Source organism: Prolixibacteraceae bacterium (assembly GCA_019720755.1).
Classification (GTDB): Bacteria; Bacteroidota; Bacteroidia; order Bacteroidales; family Prolixibacteraceae; genus Halosquirtibacter; species Halosquirtibacter laminarini.
In genome coordinates this window covers 4,450,535-4,465,088 of record CP081303.1, presented here as the reverse complement: position 1 = coordinate 4,465,088, position 14,554 = coordinate 4,450,535, and the positions used below count along the sequence as shown (strand labels likewise).

The following is a 14,554-nucleotide window of genomic DNA, read 5'->3' as shown; positions in this document are numbered from 1 at the left end:
ATAATGAATTCAATAGACTATGTAGAGTGGGCTGGGTATATGGCATCAGTGATAGTTGCAATATCATTAACAATGACCTCCATGATCAAATTGAGGTGGTTCAACATGGTAGGATCCCTTATATTCACGATCTATGGTTTTCTAATAGAAGCCTATCCAATAGCACTTGTTAATGCTTTTATTGTTGGAGTGAACATTGTATTTCTAATCAAGATATACACCAAAAAGGATCTATTTACCATTTTGGAGGTAAATAGAGAGGATGCATATTTCAGAAGCTGTTTAGACTACTATAGAGAATCACTCATTGAAGAGTACCCTGATCTTGACAAGAAGTTACCAAACGAATCCATCATACTAATATTAAGAGATATGGATATTGCAGGTTTTTGTATAGGAGCCATACAAGATGACACGCTTGAATTGAAACTGGATTATGCAACTCCAGCTTATCGAGATTTTAAAACGGGGAAATATCTATTCAACAATCCCAAGTCTTTCTATAAAAACAAAGGGATTAAGAGGGTGATATCTAAACCACTTCATCATCATTATAACAAGTATTATAAATCTATAGGCTTTTACGAAGAGATAGATCAAAACAAACATATATTTATCAAAGAGATATAATCATTCTGTAGTCTACCCCCCGTAAATATATAGATCAACAGAAACCGATAGTTGTCAATACAACTATCGGTAGACTAAATCTAAGATATTTTAGATCAATGATTTATTTCATAAAAATAGACCCAACTGCATTTAATATATTGGAAAAACATCTACTCTTTGCCAAACAAGAAGGAAGAGAAGTGTTCAACATCTTCTTCATTTTTTTAATCTTTGTATCCGAGAAAGGGGGGAAACGTAAAGAGGGATCAAATCCTGTTTTGTGGTCATATACAGACTTGGCATTAGAGAGATCCAAGAATCCATGCTTGCCATGATATTTTCCCATTCCAGCAGGGCCAACACCACCAAAAGGAAGATCTGGAACAGCCAAATGGAACAAACAATCATTCACACACGACCCCCCTGAAGAGGTACTGTTTAAAATTTTATCTACCACATTCCTGTCTTCCGCAAAAACATAAAGAGCTAGAGGCTTATCTTTCCCATGAACAATATCCACTCCTTGTTCCATTGTATCAATCTCCACGACTGGCAAGATAGGGCCAAAAATCTCATCTTGCATAATTGGGGCCTCCAACGAAACATTTTTCAACACCGTTGGCGAAATATATCTAGCTTCTCTATCGAAGTCTCCTCCACACAAAACCTCTTGATCTTTCATCAATCCCACCAAACCATCTAGTGTTTTCTGGTTAATGATACGACCATAGTCATTGCTATCCTTGGCATTTTCCCCAAAGAAATCGGTTATCGTTCTCTTTACCAAACTGTAGAATTGGGCTGCGATAGACTTATCTAAAAGGACATAATCAGGAGCCACGCATGTTTGTCCAGAGTTCATAAATTTACCCTGAACCAAGCGTCTTACAGCAACCTCTAGATTACATGACTTATCAATAAATGCGGGACTCTTACCGCCAAGTTCAAGCGTCACAGGAATCAAACGCTTTGCCGCAGCTTCCATAACTACTTTTCCAACACGTCCACTACCAGTAACAAATATTTTATCCCAATGAAGGTCTAACATGGCATCATTAGATGTCTGCTCCTCTGTCACCCAGAAAGCTTGTTTATCTAGATATTGTGGTAAGAATTTCCTGATACACTGGGTGGTATGAGAGGCCGTACGAGGAGGCTTAACCACGGCACAGTTTCCTGCTGCAATCGCTGGAATCAATGGACCCAAAGTCAGTTGGAATGGATAGTTCCATGCCCCCATGATGAGTACCACCCCAAGAGGTTCATATTGTATATATGACTTGGCTGGCTGCAGAGCAATTGGAGTATCCACCAACTCATCCTTCATCCACTCCTTTAAGTTATGCATCGTATGATCAATCTCCGCGATCAAAATATTGACCTCTGTAAGATAAGATTCGAAACTACTTTTTCCTAAATCATTATATAGTGCACTCTCAATCTGAGGAGAACAATCAACAAGCATCTTTTTCAGTGCATTCAACTGATCTACACGCCATTTATAACTACGTGTCACCCCTCTTCTTGAGTAGTTCTGAATATCTTGAAACTTTGTAACCAATATATCTTGCATCTTATGAAATCTTAGAATTTAAATTTTATTAATAAGCAGCCTCAACAATCTGGGTAACCAATTTGGGAGTTACCGACTGTTTCTCTCCTAATCCGAACCAACCACGGTCCTCAAATGTTTTGGCAATAGCCTGTGCACATCCGTCATAATTTTCTACATAGTTAGACAGTTTACATTCAACACCCAATCGATTAAAATAGTCCTCAATAAAATCAATGGCAGCCAAAGCCTTCTCTCTTTTCGTTCCTTCAGTAATTCCAACAACACGTTCAGCAAACTGAATCAATTTGTCCTCTTTCGCATCCACCATATGTCGATAATAACTAGGAGAAACAATAGCCAATGTTATGGCATGATCCGTATGATATAAAGCGGTTAATTCATGTCCAATCATATGTACACCCCAATCCACAGGAACCCCATTTTGCAACATACCATTCAGTGCATTGGTGCAACACCACATATAATTTGCTGCTGCTTCATAGTTAGAAGGATCATTGACGATTACAGGTGCCACCTCGATTAAAGTCTTTAGTACACTTTCTGCATAACGATCTTGCAACATGGCTCCAACAGGATATGTCAAATACTGCTCTAGAACGTGACTGAAAGAGTCGATCAATCCATTCACCAACTGTCTCTTAGGAACAGTAGACACAACAGAAGGATCTAGTACAGAAAATTTAGGAAACAACCCAAGCCCTTGCATTAGCAGTTTTTCCGAAGTCTCTCCTTTTGTTATCACTGCTGCATAGTTCATTTCCGATCCCGTTGCAGGCAAAGTCAATACTGTCCCGAAAGGTACTCCTTGCATAATTGGCTCTTGCTTCACAATCAAATCCCAAGGATCATCCCCCTCATAAAGCGAGGCTGCAGAGATAAATTTAGTCCCATCAATAACCGATCCACCTCCTACTGCAAGTAGAAACTGAACATTATCTGACTGCACGATCTTTACTGCATCCATCAACACCTCAAATTCTGGATTCGAAGGAATACCAGAAAACTCAATCACTTCAAAACCTTTAAGTGCAGCCATCACCTGATCATAAATACCAGTACGCTTAATACTACCACCTCCATATAAAACCATCACCTTTGCCCCTTGAGGAATCACTTGATTCATTGTTCCAATTTGGTCTTTACCAAATTTGATCATCGTCGGATTAATAAAATCAAAATTCTGCATAACAACTACTCTTTTTATAGTGAACATTCATTCACCAATATGATTAAAAAAATAGGTAGCACCCAAAAGACCACCTACTCATATATTCTATTACCTCTTTAAATTACAATTTCAATCTAAGCACGAATGCAATCCCAAGCCATTGCAAATAGCGTCTCACTTTTTGACCTCTCCCCCACAATCTCCTCCCTTTCAGAGTTTAATACAATAAAAGTCAAAGGATAAAATACATATGCATACAGTTCATAATCACAAACATCCTTGATAATATGTTGCTCTTTTCCTCTTTGCATTAATTTAGATAGAGGATCTAAATAACCAATTCCTTCTTTTAATACATCTGCTTCCACTATAGGAGAAGTCTCGCATTGTTCTAACAACTTAGTCTCTCTTGGATGACTCATTTTGTACTCAAACACATTACTCCAAACAAGTTCAAAACCCTTCTTTACAGATAGATCAGTGGAGTAACCACAAAAAGCAGCATCAGCCATCTCTCTTTTAACCTTCAGATAGATAGCATTCATCATATCCTGCTTATTTTTGAAATAGATATAAATCGTTGCAGGCGACACCTGTGCTAACTTCGCAATCTTTGACATCGGTGCAGCATGAAATCCATGATTGTTCACTAATGTTAGGGTTGCTTCTAACAGTGCCTCTTTTTTATCAACTCGTTTTGACATGATTTATTTTTTTTGAAACTTCTGCAAAGTTCGCAATTGTTTTGAACACTCCATGATCATGATGCAAACATATGCATATTTTTTTAGAAAATGAATGATCGTTCACCTTTTTGTCTATTTTAACATATTTCAGTCCTATCAAAAAGTCATTAATACAGGTATAAATCTCACATTCAATCTATTTCCGTAATATTACATATAAAAAAGCAGCAATTTATGCCCCCAATACCCCCAAATTTTACCCCTCTGCATTTTTTGTATCTGCAAGATGGAATCAGTATCTTACACATCAAAAATAAAACTGAAAACAGACTATATATGAGATCTAGAAACACATTTAAAATTATAGGACTACTAGCTTTTGCTCTCCTCTACTCATGCAAAACTAGCACCGAGCCAATATATGCTCCTACACCAGTAGCTAGTGCTCCAGCGAATGCTTTCCAAGGATTGATAAAGCTCAAAAGTGGTGAGATTCGTTATTACGCTCTTGTTGGAGACGATGACTTGGGTAAATTCTATATGAGATCATTAGACCAAGGACTTACTTGGGACACGATTCGATACACCGGGACAAAACTTTTTGGACGTCAAAATCCTAAAACAGGAACATTTATCAGAGTAGCTCGTGGCACGGCTACTAATGGAGAAGTGGTGGTTCAAAGGGCAACCAATGGTATCGATGGAGCATGGACACAGACAGCAATAGACACCTCAGAAGCCATCATGATAAAACCAGCACTCTTCATCAAGAATGGGGAGCGTATCATTGTACCATATCACACCTATCACCATACAGGGGCTGCGGTTTACTATAGCGACGACGATGGTATCTCATGGAAAAGCTCGAATGCTGTACAAGCCCCTCCTCATAAAAAAGGGGGAATCCACAAAGGGGTAAGATGGAATCATGGCGCGGTGGAGCCATCGGTGGTCGAACTAAAAGATGGCACCTTATGGATGCTAATGAGAACGGCACAAGACTACCTCTATCAATCGTTCTCAAAAGATGGTGGTACCACATGGAGTGAAGCAACCGCCTCTCCTTTTCATAGTACGATCACCATGCCAACATTTCTGAAGTTAAAAGATGGACGCATTCTACTATTTTGGAACAATACAGCGCCTCTTCCAGAGACAGACCACCCAACCACAGGATGGGAAGATGTCTTTACCAACAGAGATGCACTTCATTTAGCCATCACAGAAGATGGGAAAAAATGGACTGGATTTAGAGAACTATACCTAAACCCTGCCCGCAATGCCTTCGACTTCCCTCTAAGAGGAGGAAAACTTGGATCAAACGACCGTAGTGTACAACAAACAGAAGCAATAGAACTTGAACACAACAAGGTACTAGTCTCGTTGGGACAACATCCATATTTCCGTAAAATACTACTCTTCGATACCAATTGGTTATACGAAAAAGAGCGTACTGCTTCCATCACTCCATGCCTAGAACAATGGACTGTTCATCAATATTTCAAAGGAATTGTAGGGCACTGTGCATATAGAAGAACGGCAGGGGCCCACATCACGCCTTCTCCCCTTCAAAGCAATATCCCAACACTACACTTTCAATATATCCCAGACAATCTTCTATTAGATAGTCATCAAGGAGCTGCTTGGAATTTCCCCGCGATGGAAGAGGGCGAAATATCATTAGATATCTATCTATCCAAAGATTTCAAAGGAGCCGCTATTTCGTTAACCGACCATTGGTACAATGCAACAGACAGTACAGTCGTAGCACAAGCACCATACCCTATCACGATAGACTCTGAAGGCAAACTACTAGAGAAATTCCATTTAAAGAAACAGCATTGGAACCATGTAAAAGTCGTTTGGAGTAAAAAGAATCAACAAGCAGACCTTTATGTAAACCGCAACAAAGTAGGGTCTTTAAAACAAAGAGCAAAGGTATGGGGGGGAATATCCTATATCCACTTCCTATCCATAGCACAAACAATCGATAGAGAAGGTTTCTATATCCGAAACATAAAAGCAAAAACGCTTCAATAGTTGAAAACATCAAATAGAAAAAATTGGATGATGACAACAATGGTGCAAATACTGCACGATAAAAAAACAATTACGAAGAGAGGGGGATAATCCATACTTGGTTCAGAGAAAAAGTCCTCCTTATCCAATTTAATCCATAATCTTAAAAGGCTTTAGTTTCACGTAAATGCATTGTGGGACTAAAGCCTTTCTTCTCATATAGCGAGCACAAAGAGAAAAATCCTTCAAAAATCCCCCTAGTTTGAATCACATACTCTTCACCCTTTCTTTAGGGTTTGATTACCCCTAGAGTAACCAAAGGGTAACTGAAGGGTATCCAAAGGGTAACCGAAGTAGCTTTTAATCTAAAATAAAATTTAGAGAGGGCTTTGTCAGAAGAACGTCTATAAGACACATCAGTTTCCAAACAAAATATCTTCTTTCATATCAAACGAATGGATGGATTACATGGTGAATAAATATTCCTCAATTCATAAACCAAACACCCGATTTAATAAAACATAAACGACTAAAAATAAAAGCTTAGGCATTCACAAACCCACTACAACTTTTCACTTATAAACATTGTTCATAAAAGAGAGTTTCTTTTATCTAAAGTCAATCATATTATGAAATTATACACCATTTTTATACTATGCTTTCTTCTCTCCTTTTCTGTCAAAGCCCAACAGGACAATGAAGAACTAGCACGCAAAGCAACAGATCCAACATCCCTTATATGGCAACTTCAACTAGAGGATTATTGGAAGATACGAAGCAATCAAGGAGATAGAAATGCCAATGATCTAAGGATTCGTGCAGTGATTCCTTTTGAAAAATCAAGATTCTATCCTTTCGAACACCTTCTAAGAATCACCACCAAATGGCAGATACAATACAATGGACATCAAAACCTATCAGACACTGAAATATTTGACCTTATCATTCCACGAAGATACAAATGGGGAGCATATAGTTTGGGTCCAATCATTCAACTCCCAACCTATGCGCCAGATAATACTGCAAAAGCCAACTTTGCTGTTGGATTGGCTGTCGGCATCTCTTTCAACAACCCCGATGCAAAACATTGGCAGCTAGACATTCTGATGCGTTACCTTGACTCATTTAATACAGGAGAGGATAGAATATCCATTTTTAAACTGCAACCAAGTCTTACCTATCATATACGAAATGGATATTACCTCGAAACAGAACCGGTAGTCTCCTACGATTTCTATAACGACTCCTACTATATCCCAATAAACCTTCGTTTTGGACGAGCATTTACCATTCAAAAACAGAAGATTAATGCCTATATCGAACCCGAGTATGGCATTTGGGATTCCACCAACACCAATCCCCAATGGGGAATACGATTCGGATGGCGCTTTATTCTCTATCGGTAGGAGAACATATATAGTTTTTTTGAAAAGAAAGTACCAATCCATTTTGAACAGGAAAACAGATGGTTTGTTACTTTGATAGTTATAATATCCAACGATATATGTTAGTCAAAACATACGGAAGTACATTACAAGGAATTGATGCCATTACCATCACCATCGAAGTAGATGTCTCCAGTGCAGGTATCCGTTTCCACCTAGTAGGTTTACCAGATAGTGCAGTGAAAGAGAGTCAACAGAGAATAGAGGCAGCATTACGTTCAATTGGCCTCACTATTCCAGGGAAAAAGATTGTTATTAACATGGCTCCTGCAGATCTTCGTAAGGAGGGGGCAGCTTACGATCTCCCTATTGCTTTGGGAATTGCTGCAGCATCGGAACAGATCAAAGCCCCCAATATTCACAAATATATCATTATGGGAGAACTCTCTTTAGATGGTTCTATTAAGCCAATCAAAGGAGTTCTTCCAATGGCCATTCAAGCTCGAAAAGAGGGATTTGAAGGATTTATTCTTCCCAAGCAGAATGCGCATGAAGCTGCAGTGGTCGATCGTTTAAAGATCTATGGGGTAGAAAATATCAACGAAGTGATCTCCTTCCTTTCAGGAAGAACAGATATAGAGCCAACGACTATCGATACACGAAAAGAGTTTTCACAAAAGCAGTATCTCTTCGATAACGACTTCTCTGATGTCAAAGGACAAGAGAGTGTCAAGAGAGCTATGGAGATTGCTGCTGCAGGTGGACATAATATCATCCTTATTGGAGCTCCCGGAGCAGGGAAAACGATGCTTGCAAAACGATTAAGTTCCATACTTCCCCCTTTTACACTCACCGAAGCTTTAGAGGCTACCAAGATTCATTCGGTAGCAGGAACACTTGCTCGAGACACCTCTTTGATGACACAACGCCCATTTAGATCTCCTCACCATACAATCTCAGATGTAGCTCTAGTTGGAGGTGGTGCCTATCCTCAACCAGGAGAGATCTCTCTGTCTCACAATGGGGTGCTCTTTTTGGATGAGCTTCCTGAATTCAAAAGATCGGTATTAGAGGTGATGAGACAACCGATGGAAGAGCGTAAGATCACAATCTCTAGGGCAAAGACTACGATAACCTACCCTTCGAACTTTATGCTTGCTGCCTCCATGAATCCTTGCCCGTGTGGCTACTACAACCACCCTACAAAAAGTTGTAATTGCAATCCTGGTGCAGTTCAAAAATATCTTAATAAGATATCGGGACCACTACTAGATCGTATCGATATACACCTTGAAGTAGTTCCCGTTCCATTTGAGAAACTAGCAGAGTTAAAAGATGGAGAAAAAAGTGAGTCTATTAGAGCAAGAGTCATTGCAGCAAGAGAGATTCAAACAGAGAGATTTAAAGAGAATCCACAGATTCACGCCAATGCGCAAATGAGTTCTAGAATGTTACGAACCTACTGTTTGCTTGACAAACAGGGAGCTGCTATACTAAAGGAGGCAATGAATAGATTATCTCTCTCAGCAAGGGCTTACGATAGGATACTAAGAGTAGGCAGAACAATAGCCGATCTAGATAATAGTGAGCTTGTTACAGCAACCCATATTGCAGAAGCGGTGACCTATAGAAGTCTTGACAGAGAGTCTTGGGGAAGATAAAAATTATGGTATCTTTGTTACTGTATGACAAAAAGCACCATCCATATCAGTTATCTGGTTGGGATGTCCGTTTAAAGGGCAGGCCCTCAATGTTGATAAAATAAGACCACAATAAGAGTAGTTTCTATTCTTGTGGTGTGTATTGAGGCACCTGTCACTCTCCTATTTCTACTATATAGAACATATTATCTCTCAAGTTCTTAAAACGGTGAGATGTTCTATCTATTTTACAATCATACAAGAATATCATGATAACAAAAGAGAGGTCATACAGACAAGGATACTTAGGATATAACAGTTTCTTCGATAACTTTAGACAACAAGAAGAGACACAAGGACGATCAATAGGTCGTATCACAGCAGAACACAGAGATCGCTATACCATTTCGACAGAAAATGAAACATTCGAGGGAGAGATCATCGGATCGCTCCGATATACTGCAACTACAAGGCATGATCTTCCCATTGTTGGGGATTGGGTCTCTTATATGAATTTTGATGACCACAAAGCAATTATTTACGCGGTGGCACCTCGCAACAGTATTTTGGAGAGAAAAGACAAACTGATCGCTTCCAATATTGATGGAGCCTTGGTCGTCACTTCGCCCAATAGAGATTTCAATATTCCAAGATTAGAGAGATATCTCTCTTTATGTCGACAAGCGAAAATTACCCCTTTTATTGTAGTCAACAAAATTGATTTGATTTCAGAGACGCAATTAGAGGAGATAAAAGAGAAAGTAGACCCTATGGCTTCTGCTTTTTTTATCAGCTGCTTGGATGGATACACAACAGATATCATTTCGTTTTTAAAACCACACAAGACCTATATCATGCTTGGATCTTCAGGTGTTGGTAAAAGCACACTGATCAACACGCTTCTGAAAAAAGAACTTCTAAAAACGAGTGAAATAAGTAGTAAAGTACAAAGGGGAAAACACCAAACGACTGCAAGAGAATTGATGGAGTTGTTAAATCAAAGTTATATCATCGACAACCCTGGTATCAGAGAGGTGGGACTCACCTCCTCCAAAGAGGGTATCGAGGATACATTTAAACATATTGAAGCGTTGGCATCCTCTTGTCAATATAAAAACTGTATGCATCAAAATGAAAAGGGATGCGCCGTTCTAGAAGGAATAGAGGAGGGAGTAATAACCCAAGATGAATACAACCATTATATGAAGTTAAACAGAGAAGTTGAACATTACAGATCAACAGAAAAGGAGCGAAAAGACAAAGCAAAAAAACTAAGTAAGTTGATCCGAAAAGTCAACAATCGATAGGTTGTTTAAGCTATTAAAAGTAACTTAAATAATGACAGGTAAGCATTAAAAAACGTATTTTCATAGTGATATCTAAAAAAAACATATTAATTTGCAATTAACTTTTAAGTGAAGTCTAATAAAATCAACATAGAACTATTCGAGAATTCTGAGAAGGTAAATTTCTACACTCTCAGGTTTGTAAACGAGAATACTGAAGTAGATAAGTTTTTGGACAAATTCCCTGAAGGATCTGAATACGATGAAGATATATCAATCATTATTAAATGGATTGATACGATAGGTGAAAGAGGAGCGCACGAGAGATATTTTCGCAGAGAAGGGAAAATGGGTGATGATGTTATGGCAATGCCAACACCTATCGAAACAAGCAAGCTACGTTTATATGTAATTCGATTATCAGAAGAAGTTGTTATTCTTGGCAATGGTGGCCTTAAAACAACTAGAACGTATAATGAAGATCCAATTCTGAATGAATGTGTAAAGTTATTACAAGAAATTGATCGCTTCATAAAATCTAGACCGAAAACGAAGACTATCAAAATAGATCATAAAGAATTAAGAGGAGATTTGACTTTTTACCTAAAGGAAAAACAAGATGAAAAATAAAAGACTCGAAGAAAGAAGAAAGAAGATTTCCAAGGAGGTTGATCTTTTTGTAAAGCACTCCTTTGATTTTGTCGACCAAATTCATCAAGTTCTTAAAGAAAAAGGGTTGGAGCAAAAAGATCTGGCAAAAGCTTTAGGAAAATCTGAAAGTGAGATCAGTAAATGGATGACAGGAACTCACAATTTCACCTTTAAAACAGCTGCAAAAATAGAAGCTGTTCTTGGAGTATCCATTTTAAATATTTCAGTCGAAAAAGGAACTGAAAAAGATATGATCTATATTATAAATAAGACTCAATTCCCAATGATTGCAGAAGATAAATTTTCAAATTATTCAAAAAAAATGAATACTGTAATTAATATGGACATTCAACCTGTTGAACAATATTTAAGTTAAAATCTTTAGGGAACCTCTCAAAATCGTTTTTTTCAAACTAATGCCTGTATCCTCATAGAGATAAGAAAAATTATCTATTTTTAGTTACACCTTAAGCGTTGAATATCAGGATAATACACCATACTCACTAATTGATTAGACATACCTATCCCTACATTAGTTGTAATCGTCTAATTTGCTCATATCTAAATAAGTTGTAAGTAAGATTAATTAGCCCTATAATGGTACTTGCTCTTTTAAAACCGATGCTTCTGACATATAATTTATTCATACTGTATTCCATAAAACCAAAGACATGTTCAACTCTTGATCTTGTTTTAGACTTCTCTTTATTTCGTTTTTTTTGCTGGTCTGTCAATGGATTTCCTCTGGTTCCTTTTTCATTGACTTTATTATTCATGTCGCTCTTTTTAATAATTTCCTCACATCTCTCTCCTGTATAAGCACTATCAGCATAAAAGTCACAATTCTCATCAGATTTGTCTCCGATAAGAAGTTCTATGACTTTTGAGTCGTGAAGCTCTGCACTAGAAGAGGTGTACTCATCTATCAGTTTACTTTTTGCATCTATTTTGATGTGATTCTTATAACCATAAAAGGTTTCACTTCCTTTTTTAGCCCAACGAGCATCTATATCTTTTTGTCTTATTTTATGAACATTAGACTCCCAAGACTCTGGAATACAGTCATTCTCTTTAATATGTTTGTTCTCTTCTTCACTATTTCGTTGCCTTGGAACTTCCACAAAACTTGCATCAACAATCTTCCCTTCTGAGACTAATAGTCCTTCATTATTTAACTTCTCATTAAAAAGTTCAAAGAGGTCTCGTTCAAGTCCTAACTTTGTTATATTGTCCCGAAATCGCCATATTGTCTTTTCATCAGGTACAGCACTACTTCGAACAAGACCTAAAAAACGACTAAATGAATGTCGGTCTAGAATCTGATATTCTGTTTGAAAATCACTAAGATTATAGTACCGTTGTAATATTAAAATCTTGAACATTAGTATTGGGCAATATGATGAAGCTCCTGCATTACTCTTTCGGTCTTTCTCATAAATAAGTTCCAATGTCGGTCGAAAAATTTCCCAATCGATAATGTCATTTAATCGCTCCAAGGGATCTCCCATTTGCTGTAACCTCTCTAGCCTAAAAATGTCATCAAATAAAATATCGTTATCTATAGTCTTATATCTCATAGTCCGAAAGATCTTAATTATGACAACAATAAGGTAATTTACAATATTAAGTATCAGTTAATTAATTCTGAGAGGTGCCCTTTATTCATAGCAAGTAAATGAACAAGAAAAACGAAATAGGCATAGGCATAGAAAAGATTGATGAAATTTCATTTTATGCAAAACCATTACCAATGCCGATTGAGCAAATACATTTAGGTGAGAACCTTTTTTTGGGTTTAGGTTTCAGCTTTAATATAGATCTGAAAAATGAAAAATTTGTATTCGATACTTTAGTAAAATACAATGTAGAGCATATAGAAGAACCATTCTTGCAGTTAGAAAATAAAATTGTTTTCAACATAAAGAATCTAACAGGAGTTATTATAGTTAATCAGGAGGATCAGATGAAGATGCAAGATGATTTTTTAATAACTTTAACGGGGGTGGCTATAGGAACGATTAGAGGTATGTTGGCTGCTAGTACAAAAGGAACGCAATGGGCGAAATTTCCTCTTCCCATATTAAATCCGAAGGAAGTAATTCAAAAGATGAATTCTAATTAAGAAATTTCTCCTATGTACGAGCGAATTAAAAATGTCACTGCAAGTGAAAATTTTTATAGAAATAAGATGACCTATTAAACGGGAATTCAATAAATTTGAAAGGCCTCTTTCATACTAGCGTATGTTTGAGGTCTTTTTCAATGTTTACATAATGTATTTCATGATTTTACGTTTTAACGATATAGATTCATCAACGCAAAAATATATTCATGAAAGGACTAGCCCTATTTTATGCGATATTCATGCTCGTTTCCATCGTTAGTTGTAAACCAGAAAAAGAGGTTATCAACAGCCTTTCTATCGCGGATATTACCATTCATGAGAATGGGATTATTCCAACACCTGATGGCGTTCCCAAAAGTATAGAGAAGACCTTCTCAAAGTATACAAAAATCACCGCTCCCAATGGTAGACCCATACATTTCTTTGCCCAATCAGAAGTCGCTGATAGAAAGATTGTAAGAGCCAGGCAGATTCTCGAAATGTACCTTACCGATGTAAAAGGATCAAGATATGGTGGATTCAAATTCATTGTAGCCAACTCCATGGCAGACAGAAATGCTGCTCTGTTCTTTTTTAACGATGAAGCTTCGAAAGAGGAGAATATGTTTTCGCTAATTCTGACTCCATTTAATGCACAAGACCTATATGCTACCGAGTCTTTTGTGGAGGGATCTCCCGAGTATTTGGAGAACTATCCTAGAGATGCTAGTTATGAGGAGATATTACACCTCACCCAAGATTATGGCATCACCCCAATGCTCCCACTTTACCAAAAAGAGATTTATGATGCGGCACAGGAATCTGTCAACAATGGAATCTATCTTCCTCCTTCTGAACTACCCAAGGCAGACTATGATCAAGAGTATCTAGCGACCGTATGGGACATATATTTAGATGCATGGGCTTATACCCCTCCTCCAGCACAGTTTGGAGAGTATCCCTATAATACGAGAGAGATGTTAAAAGAGAAAGATACTAAAGGCTACAAATTGGTGGAATCATTTTTACCCACATCACTCACCTATAATGCCCATATCCACCCTGATTTTACAGGGGTATTCCATTTAAATTATACCCCGAATCTATCTTATACACACAAATCAAAACATTTGAACGATGCCACCCTTACTGGAGGCCATCCAAGTGGTTTATGTGGTAATGATAGAGATAATAAGCTGACGGGGAATGACGCCAACAATACCTTCTGTGGATTAGAGGGAGGGGATACAATCAATGGAAAACAGGGAGTAGATACCGTTATTTTTAGAGGAGATCGATCAGAGTATACCATAGAGACGAATGTTGAATCCACTATTATCACAGATAAGGTAGCGTATAGAGATGGTGTCGACACCCTAATTAATATTGAAAAAATCCAATTCAAAGATCAAACTATTAACTTGTAA

13 protein-coding genes are annotated in these 14,554 nt (G+C 37.6%); 9 read left to right on the top strand and 4 right to left on the bottom strand.

Annotation, left to right across the window (positions count from 1 at the left end; all coding sequences use genetic code 11):
• The first annotated feature begins 3 nt into the window (after positions 1–3).
• Positions 4–630 (top strand): hypothetical protein, encoded by a 627-nt coding sequence (locus tag K4L44_17725; GenBank protein ID QZE14324.1) that lies wholly within the window; start codon positions 4–6, stop codon positions 628–630.
• A gap of 103 nt (positions 631–733) precedes the next feature.
• On the opposite strand, the gene K4L44_17720 is transcribed toward K4L44_17725, so the two are convergent.
• From K4L44_17720 to K4L44_17710, 3 genes are all read right to left on the bottom strand, one after another.
• Positions 734–2,185 carry an aldehyde dehydrogenase family protein gene (locus tag K4L44_17720; GenBank protein ID QZE14323.1) on the bottom strand — a complete coding sequence of 484 codons (1,452 nt, stop codon included), beginning with the start codon at positions 2,183–2,185 and terminating at the stop codon, positions 734–736.
• Between the two features lie 28 nt (positions 2,186–2,213).
• The gene (locus K4L44_17715; protein QZE14322.1) at positions 2,214–3,374 is read right to left on the bottom strand and encodes an iron-containing alcohol dehydrogenase; all 1,161 of its coding nucleotides are present in this window, start codon (positions 3,372–3,374) and stop codon (positions 2,214–2,216) included.
• Positions 3,375–3,490: 116 nt separating this feature from the next.
• On the bottom strand, positions 3,491–4,060 hold the full coding sequence (locus K4L44_17710; GenBank protein QZE14321.1) for a TetR/AcrR family transcriptional regulator: 570 nt from the start codon (positions 4,058–4,060) through the stop codon (positions 3,491–3,493).
• 318 nt (positions 4,061–4,378) lie between these two features.
• Between K4L44_17710 and K4L44_17705 the strand changes: the two genes are divergently transcribed.
• The 6 genes from K4L44_17705 (at position 4,379) to K4L44_17680 (ending at position 11,399) form a co-directional block, all read left to right on the top strand.
• Positions 4,379–6,082, top strand: a complete 1,704-nt coding sequence (locus K4L44_17705; protein ID QZE14320.1) for a glycoside hydrolase — start codon at positions 4,379–4,381, stop codon at positions 6,080–6,082.
• Positions 6,083–6,690: 608 nt separating this feature from the next.
• Positions 6,691–7,467: a hypothetical protein gene (locus K4L44_17700; GenBank protein ID QZE14319.1), complete on the top strand. Its 777-nt coding sequence runs from the start codon at positions 6,691–6,693 to the stop codon at positions 7,465–7,467.
• Positions 7,468–7,565: 98 nt separating this feature from the next.
• Positions 7,566–9,107 carry a YifB family Mg chelatase-like AAA ATPase gene (locus K4L44_17695; protein QZE16033.1) on the top strand — a complete coding sequence of 514 codons (1,542 nt, stop codon included), beginning with the start codon at positions 7,566–7,568 and terminating at the stop codon, positions 9,105–9,107.
• Positions 9,108–9,355: 248 nt separating this feature from the next.
• Positions 9,356–10,393 carry a ribosome small subunit-dependent GTPase A gene (rsgA, locus tag K4L44_17690; protein ID QZE14318.1) on the top strand — a complete coding sequence of 346 codons (1,038 nt, stop codon included), beginning with the start codon at positions 9,356–9,358 and terminating at the stop codon, positions 10,391–10,393.
• Between the two features lie 108 nt (positions 10,394–10,501).
• The gene (locus tag K4L44_17685) at positions 10,502–11,002 is read left to right on the top strand and encodes a hypothetical protein (GenBank protein ID QZE14317.1); all 501 of its coding nucleotides are present in this window, start codon (positions 10,502–10,504) and stop codon (positions 11,000–11,002) included.
• Positions 10,992–11,399: a helix-turn-helix transcriptional regulator gene (locus K4L44_17680; protein QZE14316.1), complete on the top strand. Its 408-nt coding sequence runs from the start codon at positions 10,992–10,994 to the stop codon at positions 11,397–11,399. Before K4L44_17685 ends, K4L44_17680 begins: the two co-directional genes overlap by 11 nt.
• Positions 11,400–11,550: 151 nt before the next feature.
• On the opposite strand, the gene K4L44_17675 is transcribed toward K4L44_17680, so the two are convergent.
• Positions 11,551–12,600 carry an IS5 family transposase gene (locus K4L44_17675; GenBank protein QZE14315.1) on the bottom strand — a complete coding sequence of 350 codons (1,050 nt, stop codon included), beginning with the start codon at positions 12,598–12,600 and terminating at the stop codon, positions 11,551–11,553.
• Positions 12,601–12,698: 98 nt separating this feature from the next.
• Between K4L44_17675 and K4L44_17670 the strand changes: the two genes are divergently transcribed.
• Positions 12,699–13,145 (top strand): hypothetical protein, encoded by a 447-nt coding sequence (locus tag K4L44_17670; protein QZE14314.1) that lies wholly within the window; start codon positions 12,699–12,701, stop codon positions 13,143–13,145.
• Positions 13,146–13,354: 209 nt separating this feature from the next.
• Positions 13,355–14,554: a hypothetical protein gene (locus K4L44_17665; protein ID QZE14313.1), complete on the top strand. Its 1,200-nt coding sequence runs from the start codon at positions 13,355–13,357 to the stop codon at positions 14,552–14,554.

Excerpts from the sequence above, each read along its gene's own strand:
- K4L44_17725 (QZE14324.1), top strand. The coding sequence starts at position 4 with ATGAATTCAATAGACTATGTAGAGTGGGCTGGGTATATGGCATCAGTG.
- K4L44_17720 (QZE14323.1), bottom strand. The coding sequence starts at position 2,185 with ATGCAAGATATATTGGTTACAAAGTTTCAAGATATTCAGAACTACTCA.
- K4L44_17715 (QZE14322.1), bottom strand. The coding sequence starts at position 3,374 with ATGCAGAATTTTGATTTTATTAATCCGACGATGATCAAATTTGGTAAA.
- K4L44_17710 (QZE14321.1), bottom strand. The coding sequence starts at position 4,060 with ATGTCAAAACGAGTTGATAAAAAAGAGGCACTGTTAGAAGCAACCCTA.
- K4L44_17705 (QZE14320.1), top strand. The coding sequence starts at position 4,379 with ATGAGATCTAGAAACACATTTAAAATTATAGGACTACTAGCTTTTGCT.
- K4L44_17700 (QZE14319.1), top strand. The coding sequence starts at position 6,691 with ATGAAATTATACACCATTTTTATACTATGCTTTCTTCTCTCCTTTTCT.
- K4L44_17695 (QZE16033.1), top strand. The coding sequence starts at position 7,566 with ATGTTAGTCAAAACATACGGAAGTACATTACAAGGAATTGATGCCATT.
- rsgA (QZE14318.1), top strand. The coding sequence starts at position 9,356 with ATGATAACAAAAGAGAGGTCATACAGACAAGGATACTTAGGATATAAC.
- K4L44_17680 (QZE14316.1), top strand. The coding sequence starts at position 10,992 with ATGAAAAATAAAAGACTCGAAGAAAGAAGAAAGAAGATTTCCAAGGAG.
- K4L44_17675 (QZE14315.1), bottom strand. The coding sequence starts at position 12,600 with ATGAGATATAAGACTATAGATAACGATATTTTATTTGATGACATTTTT.
- K4L44_17670 (QZE14314.1), top strand. The coding sequence starts at position 12,699 with ATGAACAAGAAAAACGAAATAGGCATAGGCATAGAAAAGATTGATGAA.
- K4L44_17665 (QZE14313.1), top strand. The coding sequence starts at position 13,355 with ATGAAAGGACTAGCCCTATTTTATGCGATATTCATGCTCGTTTCCATC.